Origin of the sequence: Polaribacter sp. (genome assembly GCF_051251875.1) — a bacterium.
In the GTDB taxonomy this organism is placed as follows: Bacteria; Bacteroidota; Bacteroidia; order Flavobacteriales; family Flavobacteriaceae; genus Polaribacter.
The window spans coordinates 1-14,778 of the sequence record NZ_JBPOGL010000051.1; the positions used below are offsets into that span (position 1 = coordinate 1).

The window sequence follows — 14,778 nt, forward strand, 5'->3', positions numbered from 1 at the left end:
GAGCATTATCACTTAAAAAAAATAAAAGCAAAGACAAAAAAAACCGAAATACTCTGGATATTCTTTGGAATCCATACCGCAAATAGTCTTGAAATTGGTAAAAGAATACAAGAAAAAACTATCGAAAAAGTAGCCCGATTTTTAACCCTAAATTTATTTTTATAGCTTACTTCTGAAAGTGCCTTCTTAGTCAATATCAAAAATTCAAAAAGACTAAAAACGATTTTATTTTTCCAGGAATGAAAAAAGCTGATATCAATGACACTGAAGATGTATTGAGAAAAACACAAACTTCCACTAGAATCTTTAACCGTCATTTAAAAAAGATTGCCAAATTAGCTGGGATTGAGAAAAATATATCTTGCCATATTGCTCGTCATTCCTTTGCTTCTATTGCAGGAAATAGTGCAAATATTCAAATATTTAAGAATTTATACCGTTATAGCTCTATTACCACTACTATTAATTACCAGGCTAACTTTGTGCATAAAAATTTTGACGAAGCCCTTGATTCAGTATTGAGTTTCTAATCATTTTAAATTCCTCAACAAATCGAAAATTATTTCAAATAATTTTTATTTTCATCTAAACTTCTAATGTATTGAGAAGGTTTAACTCCTTGAATCTTAAAAAAAACTTTAGAAAAAGAATCAGAATTATTGAACCCAGCTTCTTGGGCTATTGCTTTAATCGTAAATTTTCTAATTGTTGAATTTTTTTTAAGCTGATTAGAAATATTATCTATTCTTAAAGTATTTAAATAATTTGAAAAAGACATCTTTTTATAATGATTGATAACCTTCGATAAATAATTAGTGTTTGTATTAAATTTTTTAGATAATGAACTAAATGTAATTCTTTTAGAGGTGTATTTTTTTTGCTGCTCAAATAAATCTAGTTTTTCAAGTATATCTTCGACAATATCTTTTGGTATATTCAATTCTGATATACTAAAATCATTGATTTTTTCTTTTTCACTTACTAGGGCATTCTCACTTAAATTTATTTGTTTTCGAATATACTTTCTTTCATTTAAGAGTTTAAGTTGTATTACAGATTGATAACCTACCCAATAAATTAAAACTGTTGTTAAAATACGTAATGGGTAATATGAATAAATAAACTCTTTAAAATTAAGATCTACTGTAATTGCTAATGCTAGAATCCAAAAAACATAGGTAAATGCCCCTAATTTAAAAAAAGTATAAATCCATTTTAAATTATCATAAGAGAGTATTTTTTTAAATAATTTTTCTTTTCTATATAAAATATAAAATGAATAAATAAAAATTGATAATGAAAAGACTAGGCTTATAATTTCTTCAATGGAAGTATATTTTTCAAATAAAAAAACAACATCATCACTCTTAACAGTACTAAAAGAATAAACAAAACCTATTCTTATCAAAATAATTATAAAAAAAACAGGTAAAACTAACCTTAAGAGTTTCTTACTTTGCTTATTAATATCTAAATAGTTGATTAAAAACATATAAAAAAATGGAGCTATCAAAAAATGCCAAGGAATATGAACGTAATCAAGAAAAAAATATTCAATAAATAAATCTTTAGCTAATATCCAAGATTGGAGATTATTAAGCGATATAACAAGGACTAATAAATTAATATATATGACACTATTCTTTTTTCTGTTTTTCGAAAAAAGAAGTATGAGATTAAATAAAAATCCATGTAGTGCGCTTATTATCAAGAATAAATTAAAAAAATCTTTAATAGCCATTTTTTTTTAGGAGCTTTAAGTTTTATTATAAATAAACTTAAAGCCTGCAAATTACTATTTTTTAGTTTAAACTACAATTAGAGATAAAGTTTTTATGAAATCTTAACTAACAATATGTTTAAGAATAGTTATAAACCAAAAAAATATAAGGAACCATTAATTTAATTACTAATGATATAATAATAAGCACTTTATTTATTTAACATATAACTTGATATTTATAAATATCAAGTCGCTATTCATAAATATCAATTTACTTTAGTTGTGAATTTCATTTTTCTAATGTTTGTTTGTGAACAATTATAAAAATAAAAGTTTATGAAAAAAATTACACAAATTATAGTATTTCTTCTACTAGCATTAATTACTTCATTTAGCTCTAATTCTCAAGAAATATTAAAACCGACTAATGAGAAAACATATTCAGAATATATGAACAAGGTTTTAGACCCCTTGATTAAAAATGATACAAGAGAATTTAAAAATGGAATTCTTTATGATAGAGTTTTTCTATGGTAAATCTTACTTCATTTAACAATAAAAACTCCATCAACGAATCTAATTACGAGCATTTTATGAGGTCTTGGGGGGAATTAGAATCAGCCAGTGAAAACCCTACATTTTTATCAACAGACAAAGTAGGTGATATTGCCTATTCTTTTGAAAGAGAAAATAAAATTCAAGTTGGTTTAATTAATATTGATTTTAGTTATATAAACCCAACTGCATTAGAAAAAAATAAATCTACTTTAAAAATAGCAAACAATAGAATAGAGCGAATTTCTAATAAAGATTTTTTGAAACTTCGCAGAAGTAGTAAACCCCCTATTGAGCCCACTTACCTTAATAAGCATTTATTTATTGCATCTCCATTAAATTCTCAAATCATTTATTCTAATCAACCAGAATTTGAATTTGGTAAGCTAATCCTAGATAAATCAAATAAAAGAATAAAAGTATTACAGGTCAGTTTTGAAGAAGGACGATCTTATAATGTAATTAATAATGGTGCATTAATTAACAAAAGTATATCTCCAAAATTTAAAACAAGCGGTGTAAAAAAAATAAAATTCATAGTTACTTTTTCTGATAACTCTAAGCTTACAACATATGCTTCCTTTTATCTAAAAACCAAAGCAAAAACTGCTCTTCGTTCTTTAAGTACTTCGCCTATTAAAAAAATAAAAGCCACAAAATCTTTTAGAGGATATGATGAACCTTCTAATTGTGGTGGTACTTGTTATGGAGAAGGAGAATATAAAGTTTTCTATGCCAATGGAAATGCCAGTTTAAAAAAACCTTTTTTAGTTGTAGATGGTTTTGACCCTAATGATTCTAGAAAAATAAACACAACTGATAACAACGTTTTTCAACAAATGTTTTATACAAATAATGATGGAGATGAAGTAAAATTAGTTGAAGAATTGCAAGGGCTAGGGTATGATGTTATTATTTTAAATTTCCCAAGGTATGTAATAGATACCAGAACGATAAGAATTCCAGCCGGTCGCTGGGGTTATATATATGAAGAAATATCATATTACAGAGATGGAGGAACTGATTATGTTGAGAGAAATGGTAAGGTTTTACAAGCTTTAACCCAAAAAATAAAAGCAGAATTAATTTCTAACGGTAGTTCAAATAAAATAAAAATTGCAGGTCCAAGCATGGGGGCGTTAATTGCACAATATGCTTTGGCAGATATGGAAAAAAACAATGAAGATCACTACACAGATTTATTTATATCTTTTGATGGTCCTCATAAAGGTGCTAATGCTCCTATAGGAATGCAAAAAGCTTTAGAATACTTTGCAACAGGTAGTGGAGTTGTTGAAGATAGGGTAAACGACTATGCCAATCTTGGTTTAGATGTTTTAAAATCACCAGCTGCAAAACAAATGTTAATTAATCATTATCTATCTAACACTTCAGGATTACCCCAAGGTGCTCCGAATTTTAGAAACCGTTTTCAAAATATGATGGATAATCTTGGATTTCCTTCACAAACTAAAAATGTAGCAGTAGTTAATGGAAGTATTGTAGGTAATGAAACTGCATCTGGTGGTCAAAATATGATAAAAATTCATTTTTCAGCCATAACTGGGTTTATTAGAAGAGATCTTTGGCTAAATTATTCTTCAACTTCTGGGCAAAATACAGTGTTTAGATTTTTAAAGAAAAATTGGTGGGGTGCAAATACTCAAGCTGATATACAACGTAAAGCAACTTCATCATCTGCCTTTGGAAGTTTAGACAATGCTCCTGGAGGAATATTTTCTGTAAAGGAAAGAGCGGAAGAAGCTCTCGGTCAAAGTTTTCCTTTAGTATATGTATATGGTATTTCAAATATACTAGCCTATCATAAAGCAGATTGGTTAACAAAAGCAGCAATAAACATAGTTTTAACTACTGCCTACGCAAATGTTACAGATAACTTTAACTTTGTACCCGTTAAAAGTGCTTTAGCATATAATGGTACAAACTCTAAATGGAATGAACAAATTGGATGTAGAAACTTGGTATGCACAAATGAAACACCTTTTGATAGTTATTATGCTCCTGTTGAAAATCAAGAACATGCATCTTTACATAATGATGGTATTAATTGGTTAAAAGAAGAATTATTAGGTAATGAACCATCTCCTTCTATTTATAATACTTGTAATACTCAAAGTATTACAATAAACGGAACAGATAGGTTGTGTAATAATCAAATAGCAACATATTCTATTAATAATTGTAGTTCTTCTAATATTACTTGGACTACTTCAAGCAACTTACAAACTATTTCTTCAAACAATCAACAAATTGTAGTAAAAAATATTAATGCAAACGCTTCTAATAGCTGGGTAAGAGTAACATTACCAAATGGGCAATCTGTATCAAAAAGTATTATAGGTAAACCTTCAATATCATATACAGTAACTTCAGGGAGCTACCCTTCTATCTCTATTAATGGAGTAGGTACCTCAATTTATCAACAAGGTATTTATAATACACAATGGGTAAAAAATGGGGGTACTGGTCAAATACAAAATAACAATTCTTTTACTACTTATGCTAGCGGTTATGGTAGTAATTGGTATGTTTCAGGAAATGTAATTGTAACTAATTCTTGTGGGTCTACAACAAAAAGTTTTTTTATAAGTGGTGGTTCTTCCACAGATCCCTGTGAAAGTGGAGTGTTAAGACTTGAAAAAGTAGCAAGTAACCAATATCAATTAATAGAACCTTGTGAGTTTAGTCAGCTTAGAAAAACTAATTTAACAATTAAAGCAGAGTTATATAACACATTTGGTATTAAAAAAAATATTCTAGTAGAAAACAACATTATAAACCTTAAAAACAACCCAAAAGGTTCGGTAATGATTTTAAGAGCTAATGTTAAAGGAAAAATAATTTCAAAAATGATTATAATTGATTAAAACAATGTATTATGAAAACAATAAAAACAATCTTTTTTTTTAGTAGCTTGTTTATACTTTTAACAAGTAGTTCTTGTGAAACTAATGATGATTTAGAATTCGGTGAAAACTCTTTCTCTTGTTACATTAATGGAGAATTATTTACCCCAAAACCAAGTACTAGTATTTCAACATCACCTGTAAGCAAAAAACTAATTTTCAATAGAGATTCTTTTTTTTCAGTAAGTGCTAAAGATCATGATAAGTACACTATTTTTATTATGATTAGGAATTTTGAAGACAAAAATTCACACTCTTTAAAACTTAACAATACACAGAATGTTGATGACAGTTATGCTAACATATATACCTTAATAAATGGTAAAAAATACATTTCTAAAGATGATTCAGGAATTGTGACTTTTACAAACGTTACAGATTCAAATGTAGAAGGAACATTTGAATTTACTTTATACAATGTAAATGATGATAACGATGTAATTCAAATTACTAACGGAAAATTTAATGATTAACTAACAGTAATTAGTTAGCAATTATTAAAAAATATCTTTTTCGAAAAACAGTCATAAAGCTATGAATGGCTCAAAAAAATCATAGAATAATTTAAAATAAAAATTGAATAAACATGAAAACAAAAATCTTATTGCCTTTATTATTTTTATTACTTTTATTAAGTTCTTGTAATGAAGATAATATAGTATTAGAAGAAACTCAATCAATTCCAGAAACTATAAAACTAGAAGAAATCAGTGTTCTAAACGGAAGATTATATTTTCCAAACAAGTCTACATTTCAAAACTATTATGAAAATATAAAAGAAAAAGATGAATATGAAATAGCAGATATTTTAGAAAACAAGTTTTACTCACAAGACTTTTATTCTCTAAGACCTATTGTTAATGAAAAAACAGCCGAATATGAAATTTCTAGGCATTTAAATAAAGTCAAATCTAATAAAAAAGGGTTGCAACAAAGGTCTTCAAGTGATGATATATTAGACGACATCGATGACTTAGAAGATGTTTTTGGAGAAGAGGTATTTACAAGTTTTTTAAATCAAGAAGCAGAATTACAAGTTGGAGATAAAATTTATAAATATACAGACACTGGTTTATTTATTTCCGAAGAAAAAGAGATTACCAACTTAAATAATTACTTAGATACTAAACAAATTTCAAGAAATTTTTTAGAACCTACTTCTGAAGTTGTAAGAAATCACTACATTCAAACATACAATAGATGTGGCGGTTTTCAACCCATAACTGCGGATAACGGCGACTTTCAACATTTTATTAATGAAAATGAAGACTGTGGAGGCTCTGGAGGCTCTGGAAGTGGTTCAGGTTCTGGAAGTGGAAATGGAAGTGGAAGTGGAGGAACAAATTCTTATGCTCAATATCAATCATTGGCTAATAATTTAGGTTTATGTACTGGGTCTTCTCCTTGGTTTGGAAATTTATTTGGCAACGTAAAAGTGTGTAAAGATGAATACGAAAGTAGAAGAAGAGTAAAAATTAAATACTGGAATATTAATTTTGGAATAGGTTATTCGATTGGAATGAAAGTAAAGCATCAATATCGAGGATGGACAGGGGTTTGGAGAAAAGAAGATACAGATAATGTAGTATTAGGTATTAATAGTGTTAGTTGGATGTTTAATAGAAATTATGTGTTGCCAACAAACAACTTGCCTACAAGATATTATGTTTTTGATGGTAAAACTTATCAAACACAAGGTGCATACGATAGTGCTGTTTATCTAAATCAAGGTACTAACTCACCAGTACCTCAAATACCATTTGCAAATGATGTTGATATTGTAGTTGAATTTTTTTCAAATGACTTTGGTTTATTAGATACAGAATTAAAGGTAAGACAAAAATTTTATAACTTTGTATATGATCGAGCAAAAGATATTTTAAGCACTTATAATAATAGAGAATTAAGAAAAGCTATTGCAATCGTACATACTAATACAGAAACTTGGATACAATATTATGACTTTTCTAAAGATTGTTCTAATTGTAAAAAGTTAGATAAAATTTTTGATTGGGGTATTGCAACACCCTCAGTAACTATTGATTTATTTCAAGGGTATAGTTTTAATAATGTACAAATAGGGTCTTTAACTATGGATTTTAATAAGCCTGATTTAACTGGTTTAAGTGTATTTGGAATGGCTAAAAGAAACGGGGAATGGCATGGCAAAAGAATGGAGTTTTAGTATATTACTCTCGCTTTTATCTTTCCTTGTGATTTCACAAGAAAAAGATATAAGTTATAGAAAAAAAGGATTGAGTATAAAAGCTCAATCCTTAATTTTAATTAGATATGATAAAAATCTTTTTAAAGATACATATCAAACAAATTTTGAATTAAAAGAAAATTCTTTCTTATATGGTGCTAATGGAGAATTAAATTATTTTTTTAACTCACACTTAGCAACTGGTTTTGGTTTTGGTTATGAAAAAATTTCTCAACCAAATATTATATATATACCAGCATATATAAATGTTTTAGGTTATTTTTCTAAAAAAGAAAAATCTTTATATTCAAAATTAAATCTTGGAGTTCATCTAGGTAATATAGATGAAAAAGGGTTTTTGTTTAGATTTGGTTTAGGTGTAAGACTTATGCTTTTAAAAAAAGTTAAATCCAATATTGAATTTACATACTCTTTTCAAAACTTAAATAAAACTTTTGAAAATTCGAATCGTCCTGATAATTTCTATAATCTAGAGAGTATCGGTTTAACATTAGGAATAGAAATTAAATAAATTTATTATTATGAAAAAAGCTTTATTATTTTTAATACTATTTGCAACAACCATCACTTATGCTCAAAAGAACAATATTGGTTCTGAAGATATTTTTGGAATAAAAATTGGGTTAATTGGTGGCTGGCTAAACTATGAAAAATCTTTATCTGAAAAGATTACATTAAATACAGAGTTTGGATATGAAGGTGGTTTCTTAAAAGGTACTGATAGTAAAATTGATTATGTATTTACATCAACTTTTAGTCTTGAACCTAAATATTATTACAATTTCGAAAAAAGGAAAGATAAAGGAAAGAAAACCAATAATAATTCTGCTAATTACTTTAGTACAGAAATCTTCTATGTTTCAGATTTATTATCTTCAAGTAATAGAAATAATCTTACAATAAACAAATCTTTTGGATTGATTCCTAAATATGGATTGAGAAGAGTTTTATCTGAAAAATTAAATTTTGAATTTGCTTTTGGTTTAGGTTATTCTTGGGGCGAAAACAATATTAACGGAATAGCATCTTCACTAGATTTAAGAATTAATTTGAAATTATAGTATGAGATAGAGACAAATTAACAAGATGAGATGTTTTTAAACTTACAAATATTAACTTTTTAATTTTTTAAAGAATAATTAAGCCTATTTCATAGTTTATTCCTTAAAAAAATATCTTAGGATTCCATAAGGGATTTTTCCCTTTGGCAAGTTATAAGTTTTCCGAGATTAAAGTCTCGCAAAGATTTTAGAGATATGGCAATTTCTACAATAAAATTAGTTTTATTTACAGTAGATTTTACTTCAATTTCAGTGCTGGGCCAATTCCAATTAAAATCAAAATTTCGATTAGGAAGGGCTTTAAAATCCATAATTCTGGCTGTTGTGTCTATCTCTAAACAGTAATAAGGATTTAAAGAAGCGTTGTTTCTAAAAAATAATTCTACTCGGTCTGAATAATTAATGCTATCATTTTTATTTTCAGAAGGATGTATATGAGTTTGAGGATCATCAACCTTAAACTGAAAAAATATTTTTTCGGAATTATGAAAAGCTTTGAACACTATTTTTTTGATACGTTCTTGTTTCCATGGAGATGAAAAATCAACCAAAGAATTGGCCTCTTTCCAGATGGTATTTGTTCCATCGTCTGAAATTATAATATCTTTTTTAGTTTTTTATTTTACGGAGTAGATATTCAATTTTATAAATAGGTTTCTAAGTTTTCTGAAGTAATAATATCTATGGGCAATAAACTTTTGGTAGGTATTTCTTTTTTAAAAAGAAAATAATCTACTAAATAGGACAAGCCTAAATATACTTGTTTTTTGGGGTTTTGATGAATCAAGAAATGGATAACGTTGTCTTTTAAATACTGTATATTTTCTTCTAATAAATCGTAACCTATAAGTTTTATGTTGTTTAATTTTTTATTTTTAATAAATTCTGCAACTTCGTAAACTTTAGAAGTGGTTACAAAAATAGCATCCGAAGCAAAAGTATCAGAAAAGATAGATTCTAAATTATTAGTAAGATCTGTTTGTTTAGAGTTGTGTGTAATAATTTTATAATTACCGTTTTTTACTTCATCAAAATAAGCTCTAAAACCTTTTTCTTTTTCTTGCATGTGAATGGAATTATTAAAATCTTCATCTACATGAATAATATCAATGGTAGCATTTTTATGAACAATCAATTTTAATAAACTAGCAGCTATTCTTCCACTTTTAAATAAATCTTGACCAACAAAATTTTTTGTATTTTCAATTTCCAATTGATTGTTAAACTTACTTACAATAATATTTGCGAGTGCATAATTATTTACAATATTTATGGTTTGCTTATAAAATAAAGGAGCCAACAAAACGGCATCTGGAGATAATGCTAACACTTTAGTATTAATTTCTATGAAGGATTGTGCATTATTAGGGTGAAAAAAGAAAGGTTCTATAAAAACACCAAAAGAATCAAACTCATTTACAGCTTCTAAAATACCTTCATAACAAGGAAGCCAAAAAGCATCTTGTTTATAATCTGGTAAAACAACGCAAATGTGGTAATCTTTGGTGTTTTTTAGGCTTCTAGCTAGTAAGTTAGGTTTGTAATCTATTTCGTTTAATACGGCAGACACTTTTTCTAAAGCTTTTGCAGATACTTTACCTCTTTTATGAATTACTCTATCTACGGTTCCTTTAGATACACCGGCTAATTCTGCTATATTTTTAATAGTGTATTTCTTCATTTAGACAAATATATATCTTTTTGTGTTAAATAGTGTGTTCGAGCACATTTTTTTAATAATCTCTTGCTTAAAAAAATAAAAAATATATTTTTGTGTCAAATGAAAACGATTTAAATTTAATATAGATCATAAAAACATCTAAAAATCAAGTAATTATGAGTACGAGTGCCGGTTTAAAGCAAATGGATACAGTTACAGTAGAAGGAAATATCATTATAGATTTTTCGCTGTTTAATGCAATTCAGGCTGGTATTGGAAAAGTAGTTTTTATTATTCGTAAAAGTTTCTTAAACCATTTGAAAGCTCTTTTTAATAAAAAAGTAGCGTTTAACTTAGAATATTACCAAGCTTATGAAAAAGGATTTTTAGAGAAAACAAAAGATTCTTTATCTGCAACAGCGTTAAAATATTTACCGCTAGCAGCAAAAACAATGATTTTTATAATAGCATTGCGTTTTTTAAGAGATTATTTAAATAATGCTATATATTACAAAACAAATTATGCCCATTATAATTTAGACAGAGCAAAAAATCAATTTAAATGGATAGCAAGTTTTTCTGAAAAAAATAAGTATTTAAAAATCATCAATTAAACCTTTTATATATGTCAAATCACCAAGCTTCAACAAAAACAAATTACACAATTCCGATTGCAATTATAGCAGGATTATTTTCTATTTTCGGATTTGTAACCTGGATTAACGGTGCCTTAATTCCGTTTATGAAAACTTTAAATGATTTAACGGAAGCCCAATCTTATATGGTGGCTTCTGCTTCTTACATTTCATTTGTTGTTATGGCATTACCATCATCTTATATTATAGGTAAAATAGGTTACAAAAAAGGAATGTCTTTAGGTTTATCAATAATGGCCATTGGTGCTTTATTGTTTATTCCGGCTGCAGAAGCGCAAACATATTGGTTGTTTTTAACAGCAATCTTTATTCAAGGAACAGGGATGACTTTGTGTCAAACTGCCGCAAATCCTTATATCACAATTATTGGACCTATAGAGAGTGGTGCAAAGCGTATGGCGCTTATGGGTATTGCAAATAAAAGTGCAGGCGCATTAGGTTCTTTAGTATTTGGTGCTCTTTTATTGTCTGGAATAGATGAAGTTAAAGAAAAAATAGGAACTGTTTCTGCTGCAGAAAAAGAGCAATTATTAGCTACAATGGCAGATAGTGTTATTACACCCTACATTGTTATGGCAGTTGTGTTATTTATTTTTGCTGTATTAATAAGAAAAGCGCCTTTACCAGAAGTTGAAGCAGCAGCAGAAGCAGAAGATGAACTTAAACCAGATGAAACCACAAAAACAAGCATTTTTCAATTTCCGCACCTTTGGTTAGGCGTGCTTACATTATTTGTTTACGTGGGTGCAGAAGTTATTGCTGGAGATTCTATAATAGCTTATGGTTTGTCTTTAGGCATACCAGCAGCAGATGCTAAATTCTTTACATTGTTTACACTTTCTGCTATGGTAGTAACCTATGCTCTAGGAGTATTTCTTATTCCCAAATATCTTAAACAAGACACTGCTTTAAAAATAAGTGCCATTCTTGGTATTGTTTTTAGTATTTGTATACTATCAACAACCGGTTTTACTTCAGTTCTTTTTGTGGCATCTTTAGGGATTGCAAACGCCTTAGTTTGGCCAGCAATTTGGCCTTTAACATTAAATGGACTAGGTAAATTTACAAAAACTGCATCTGCTTTATTAATTATGGCAATTGCTGGTGGAGCCGTTATTCTACCCTTGTATGGGAAATTAGTAGATTCTGGAAAACACAAGTTAATGACCAGCGGTGTACAAGAAGCAGAAGCTATTGCAACAGCATCTACCAATAGTTATTGGATTTTAATTCCGTGTTATGCCATGATACTTTTCTTTGCAATCTGGGGACATAAAATTAAAAACTGGACTAAATCATAAAACCAATCAAAGTAACAAATTACATATTATGTTAAAAAGTAAAATAGACAAAGCAACAGGTTTTGAAAAAAGATTTGAAAACATAGGAACCATTGTTTACGAAAACTCTAGATCAGCTTCTAAATCAATTGCACAAGAAATTGCAAATCTTATTACTGTAAAACAATCTCAAAAGCAACCTTGTATTTTAGGCTTAGCAACAGGTTCTTCTCCTAAAGGATTGTATGCAGAATTGGTAAGATTGCATAAAGAAGAAGGCTTAAGTTTTAAAAATGTAGTGTCTTTTAATTTAGATGAATACTACCCAATGGAGCCAGATTCTATAAATAGTTATGTTCGTTTTATGCAAGAGCAATTGTTTAACCATATAGATATTTTACCAGAAAACTGTCATGTACCAGATGGTACATTGTCTAAAGAAGCTATTAGGGATTATTGCGATCAATATGAAGCAAAAATTGAAGCTTTAGGTGGCATCGATTTACAAATATTAGGAATTGGAGGAAATGGACATATTGGGTTTAATGAATCTGGATCACTTCAAAACTCTAAAACAAGATTGGTTGCCTTAGACCATATTACAAGAGTTGCCGCAAGCGGAGATTTTTCTGGCTTAGAAAATACACCAAGAACGGCAATTACATTAGGAGTTAAAAAAATAATGGAAGCCAAAAGAGTCATTTTAATGGCTTGGGGAGAAAGTAAATCGAATATTATTAAAGCTTCTGTAGAAGATGGTGTTACTAGTTCTGTTCCGGCTTCTTATTTACAAGAACATAGAAATGCTACGTTTATTTTAGATCAAGCGGCAGCTTCTAAATTAACAAGAATCAATACGCCTTGGTTGGTAGAAAATATTGCTTGGACAGACCAACTGATTCGTAAAGCTGTGTTAAGTTTGGCTATTTTTCTAAAAAAACCAATTTTAATGTTAACGGATGCAGATTATATAGAAAACGGAATGAGCGACTTGTTGGCAGATTCTGGTCCGGCGTACGATATTAACATAAAAATATTTAACAAATTACAAAACACCATTACGGGTTGGCCAGGAGGAAAATTAAATTCAGACGATAGCAAAAGACCAGAAAGAGCAGAACCAGCAAAAAAAAGAGTGTTAATTTTTAGTCCACATCCAGACGATGATATTATCAGTATGGGTGGCACTTTTAAAAGATTACACGAGCAAGGCCATGAGGTACATGTTGGGTATCAAACTTCGGGTAATATTGCTGTTGCAGATGATGAAGCTCTTCGTTTTGCAAGTTTTGTGTGCGATTATAATGATAAGTTTGGTATTGAAAATTCTGAAGCCAGTGCTATTTATAAGAAAGCTGCTGATTTTTTAAAGAACAAAAAATCTAGTGAAATAGACACTCCAGAAGTAAGGTATATTAAAGGTTTAATTAGACGAGGAGAGGCACGTGCTACGTGTCATTTTATAGGTTTACCAGATTCACAAATTCATTTTATGGAATTACCATTTTATGAAACTGGTGCCATTAAAAAGAACCCAATTGGAGTAGGAGATGTGCAAATTACATTAGATTTAATCGAAAAAATTAAACCACATCAAATTTATGCAGCCGGAGATTTAGCAGACCCTCACGGAACTCATAAAGTATGTTTAGATGCAATTTTTGCAGCAGTTAAAGAGTTAAAACCTAAAAAATTTATGAAAGATTGTTGGGTTTGGTTGTATAGAAGAGCGTGGCAAGAATGGGGAATAGATGAAATAGAAATGGCCGTACCAATGGGACCAGACCAGGTGCTAGAAAAAAGGAAAGGGATTTTTAAACATCAATCTCAAAAAGATGGAGTTGTTTTTCAAGGTTCTGATAGTAGAGAATTTTGGCAACGTGCAGAAGACAGAAATAGAGAAACAGCACAATTGTATGATGAATTAGGATTGTCTCATTATGCGGCTATGGAAGCTTTTGTAAGATGGCATTATTAAGTAGCTTCAGGCTCTTATATACAAGTGTTTTGTGTTTAGTGTTGTGTGTAAGAACTTACTATAAATTTTAGAACTATGGTATTTGGTGTTTTACTTTATTTTCAAAAGTTCTGCTTCAGTATAAACCCCAGATTTTGGTTTTTTATTTCTTAAAGATTTTATTGTTTTAATAGTTATATTTTTATACGTTTTAGAAAAATTACTTTGCAAGTAATTGATAAGATTTAGAATTTCTTTATCAGAATATTTAGGGTTGTTATTTAATCCAGGCATTGTTGCGCTAAGTTCGTATAATTTTCCGTTAACATGTATAGGCCCCGATAAACCGTGTAAAAGTACTAAAGCAAGTCTTTCTGGCGAGTCTGAAATGTATTCAGATTTTTTTAATGGTGGCGCAAGATTGTCAATTCCTTGTCCATTATTTCCGTGGCAAGAAGCACAGATGTTGTCAAAAATCTTTTGTCCTGCTTTTATAGATTTCTCTAAATTCTTTTTTGTTTTTTTCTTTTTACCCTGAGTATTTTTGTTTTCAATGGTTGATGAAATAAAATCCCTCAAAACCACATTTTCATTATTCTGGTCTAAGAATTCTAGAAAGTTTACTTCATTACTTCTAATACTGCTTACAATTCCTGGATCAATCTCAAAAGTTGTGTGTGAAGCGTAAAAATAATTAGATCTTTGTGATAAAAAATGACATTGGATCATTAC

The 14,778-nt window shown here is 28.8% G+C and carries 13 protein-coding genes and 1 pseudogene; 10 read left to right on the forward strand and 4 right to left on the reverse strand.

Annotated features, from left to right (window positions below; all coding sequences use genetic code 11):
• Positions 1-215 precede the first annotated feature (215 nt).
• Positions 216-530 (forward strand): annotated as a pseudogene (locus ACSHW5_RS15930) (tyrosine-type recombinase/integrase); the annotation flags it as partial.
• Between the two features lie 29 nt (positions 531-559).
• Here the strand turns inward: ACSHW5_RS15930 and ACSHW5_RS15935 are convergent.
• A complete protein-coding gene (locus tag ACSHW5_RS15935) occupies positions 560-1,741 on the reverse strand; it encodes a helix-turn-helix domain-containing protein (protein WP_435677142.1) in 1,182 nt (393 codons plus the stop codon).
• A 318-nt stretch (positions 1,742-2,059) separates the two neighbouring features.
• On the opposite strand from ACSHW5_RS15935, the gene ACSHW5_RS15940 reads away from it, so the two are divergent.
• From ACSHW5_RS15940 to ACSHW5_RS15965, 6 genes are all read left to right on the forward strand, one after another.
• Positions 2,060-2,260, forward strand: coding sequence for a hypothetical protein (locus ACSHW5_RS15940; protein ID WP_435677143.1), 201 nt, complete (start codon positions 2,060-2,062; stop codon positions 2,258-2,260).
• Complete coding sequence (locus ACSHW5_RS15945; protein ID WP_435677144.1) at positions 2,254-5,166, forward strand: hypothetical protein; 2,913 nt, start codon at positions 2,254-2,256, stop codon at positions 5,164-5,166. The genes ACSHW5_RS15940 and ACSHW5_RS15945 overlap by 7 nt, the downstream gene beginning before the upstream one ends.
• 11 nt (positions 5,167-5,177) lie before the next feature.
• Positions 5,178-5,678 (forward strand): hypothetical protein, encoded by a 501-nt coding sequence (locus ACSHW5_RS15950; protein WP_435677145.1) that lies wholly within the window; start codon positions 5,178-5,180, stop codon positions 5,676-5,678.
• A 113-nt stretch (positions 5,679-5,791) separates the two neighbouring features.
• Positions 5,792-7,390 (forward strand): hypothetical protein, encoded by a 1,599-nt coding sequence (locus ACSHW5_RS15955; protein ID WP_435677146.1) that lies wholly within the window; start codon positions 5,792-5,794, stop codon positions 7,388-7,390.
• Positions 7,368-7,943 carry a hypothetical protein gene (locus ACSHW5_RS15960; protein WP_435677147.1) on the forward strand — a complete coding sequence of 192 codons (576 nt, stop codon included), beginning with the start codon at positions 7,368-7,370 and terminating at the stop codon, positions 7,941-7,943. Before ACSHW5_RS15955 ends, ACSHW5_RS15960 begins: the two co-directional genes overlap by 23 nt.
• A 10-nt stretch (positions 7,944-7,953) precedes the next feature.
• A complete protein-coding gene (locus tag ACSHW5_RS15965) occupies positions 7,954-8,493 on the forward strand; it encodes a hypothetical protein (RefSeq protein WP_435677148.1) in 540 nt (179 codons plus the stop codon).
• Between the two features lie 116 nt (positions 8,494-8,609).
• Here ACSHW5_RS15965 and ACSHW5_RS15970 read toward each other — a convergent pair whose 3' ends face one another.
• Together ACSHW5_RS15970 and ACSHW5_RS15975 are read right to left on the reverse strand one after the other, a co-directional pair.
• Positions 8,610-9,095, reverse strand: a complete 486-nt coding sequence (locus ACSHW5_RS15970) for a sugar-binding protein (protein WP_435677154.1) — start codon at positions 9,093-9,095, stop codon at positions 8,610-8,612.
• A 41-nt stretch (positions 9,096-9,136) separates the two neighbouring features.
• Positions 9,137-10,174, reverse strand: coding sequence for a LacI family DNA-binding transcriptional regulator (locus ACSHW5_RS15975; RefSeq protein WP_435677149.1), 1,038 nt, complete (start codon positions 10,172-10,174; stop codon positions 9,137-9,139).
• 155 nt (positions 10,175-10,329) lie between these two features.
• Here ACSHW5_RS15975 and ACSHW5_RS15980 point away from each other — a divergent pair, with 155 nt between their 5' ends.
• From ACSHW5_RS15980 to nagB, 3 genes are read left to right on the forward strand one after another with little or no spacing between them, the layout of a single operon-like run.
• Positions 10,330-10,767 carry a hypothetical protein gene (locus ACSHW5_RS15980; RefSeq protein WP_435677150.1) on the forward strand — a complete coding sequence of 146 codons (438 nt, stop codon included), beginning with the start codon at positions 10,330-10,332 and terminating at the stop codon, positions 10,765-10,767.
• An 11-nt stretch (positions 10,768-10,778) separates the two neighbouring features.
• A complete protein-coding gene (locus ACSHW5_RS15985) occupies positions 10,779-12,110 on the forward strand; it encodes a sugar MFS transporter (protein WP_435677151.1) in 1,332 nt (443 codons plus the stop codon).
• A 28-nt stretch (positions 12,111-12,138) separates the two neighbouring features.
• Positions 12,139-14,067, forward strand: coding sequence for a glucosamine-6-phosphate deaminase (nagB, locus tag ACSHW5_RS15990; protein ID WP_435677152.1), 1,929 nt, complete (start codon positions 12,139-12,141; stop codon positions 14,065-14,067).
• A gap of 90 nt (positions 14,068-14,157) precedes the next feature.
• Here nagB and ACSHW5_RS15995 read toward each other — a convergent pair.
• Positions 14,158-14,778 (reverse strand): c-type cytochrome (locus tag ACSHW5_RS15995; RefSeq protein ID WP_435677153.1); only part of this gene is annotated, 621 nt, incomplete at its 5' end.

Excerpts from the sequence above, each read along its gene's own strand:
- ACSHW5_RS15935 (WP_435677142.1), bottom strand. The coding sequence starts at position 1,741 with ATGGCTATTAAAGATTTTTTTAATTTATTCTTGATAATAAGCGCACTA.
- ACSHW5_RS15940 (WP_435677143.1), top strand. The coding sequence starts at position 2,060 with ATGAAAAAAATTACACAAATTATAGTATTTCTTCTACTAGCATTAATT.
- ACSHW5_RS15945 (WP_435677144.1), top strand. The coding sequence starts at position 2,254 with ATGGTAAATCTTACTTCATTTAACAATAAAAACTCCATCAACGAATCT.
- ACSHW5_RS15950 (WP_435677145.1), top strand. The coding sequence starts at position 5,178 with ATGAAAACAATAAAAACAATCTTTTTTTTTAGTAGCTTGTTTATACTT.
- ACSHW5_RS15955 (WP_435677146.1), top strand. The coding sequence starts at position 5,792 with ATGAAAACAAAAATCTTATTGCCTTTATTATTTTTATTACTTTTATTA.
- ACSHW5_RS15960 (WP_435677147.1), top strand. The coding sequence starts at position 7,368 with ATGGCAAAAGAATGGAGTTTTAGTATATTACTCTCGCTTTTATCTTTC.
- ACSHW5_RS15965 (WP_435677148.1), top strand. The coding sequence starts at position 7,954 with ATGAAAAAAGCTTTATTATTTTTAATACTATTTGCAACAACCATCACT.
- ACSHW5_RS15975 (WP_435677149.1), bottom strand. The coding sequence starts at position 10,174 with ATGAAGAAATACACTATTAAAAATATAGCAGAATTAGCCGGTGTATCT.
- ACSHW5_RS15980 (WP_435677150.1), top strand. The coding sequence starts at position 10,330 with ATGAGTACGAGTGCCGGTTTAAAGCAAATGGATACAGTTACAGTAGAA.
- ACSHW5_RS15985 (WP_435677151.1), top strand. The coding sequence starts at position 10,779 with ATGTCAAATCACCAAGCTTCAACAAAAACAAATTACACAATTCCGATT.
- nagB (WP_435677152.1), top strand. The coding sequence starts at position 12,139 with ATGTTAAAAAGTAAAATAGACAAAGCAACAGGTTTTGAAAAAAGATTT.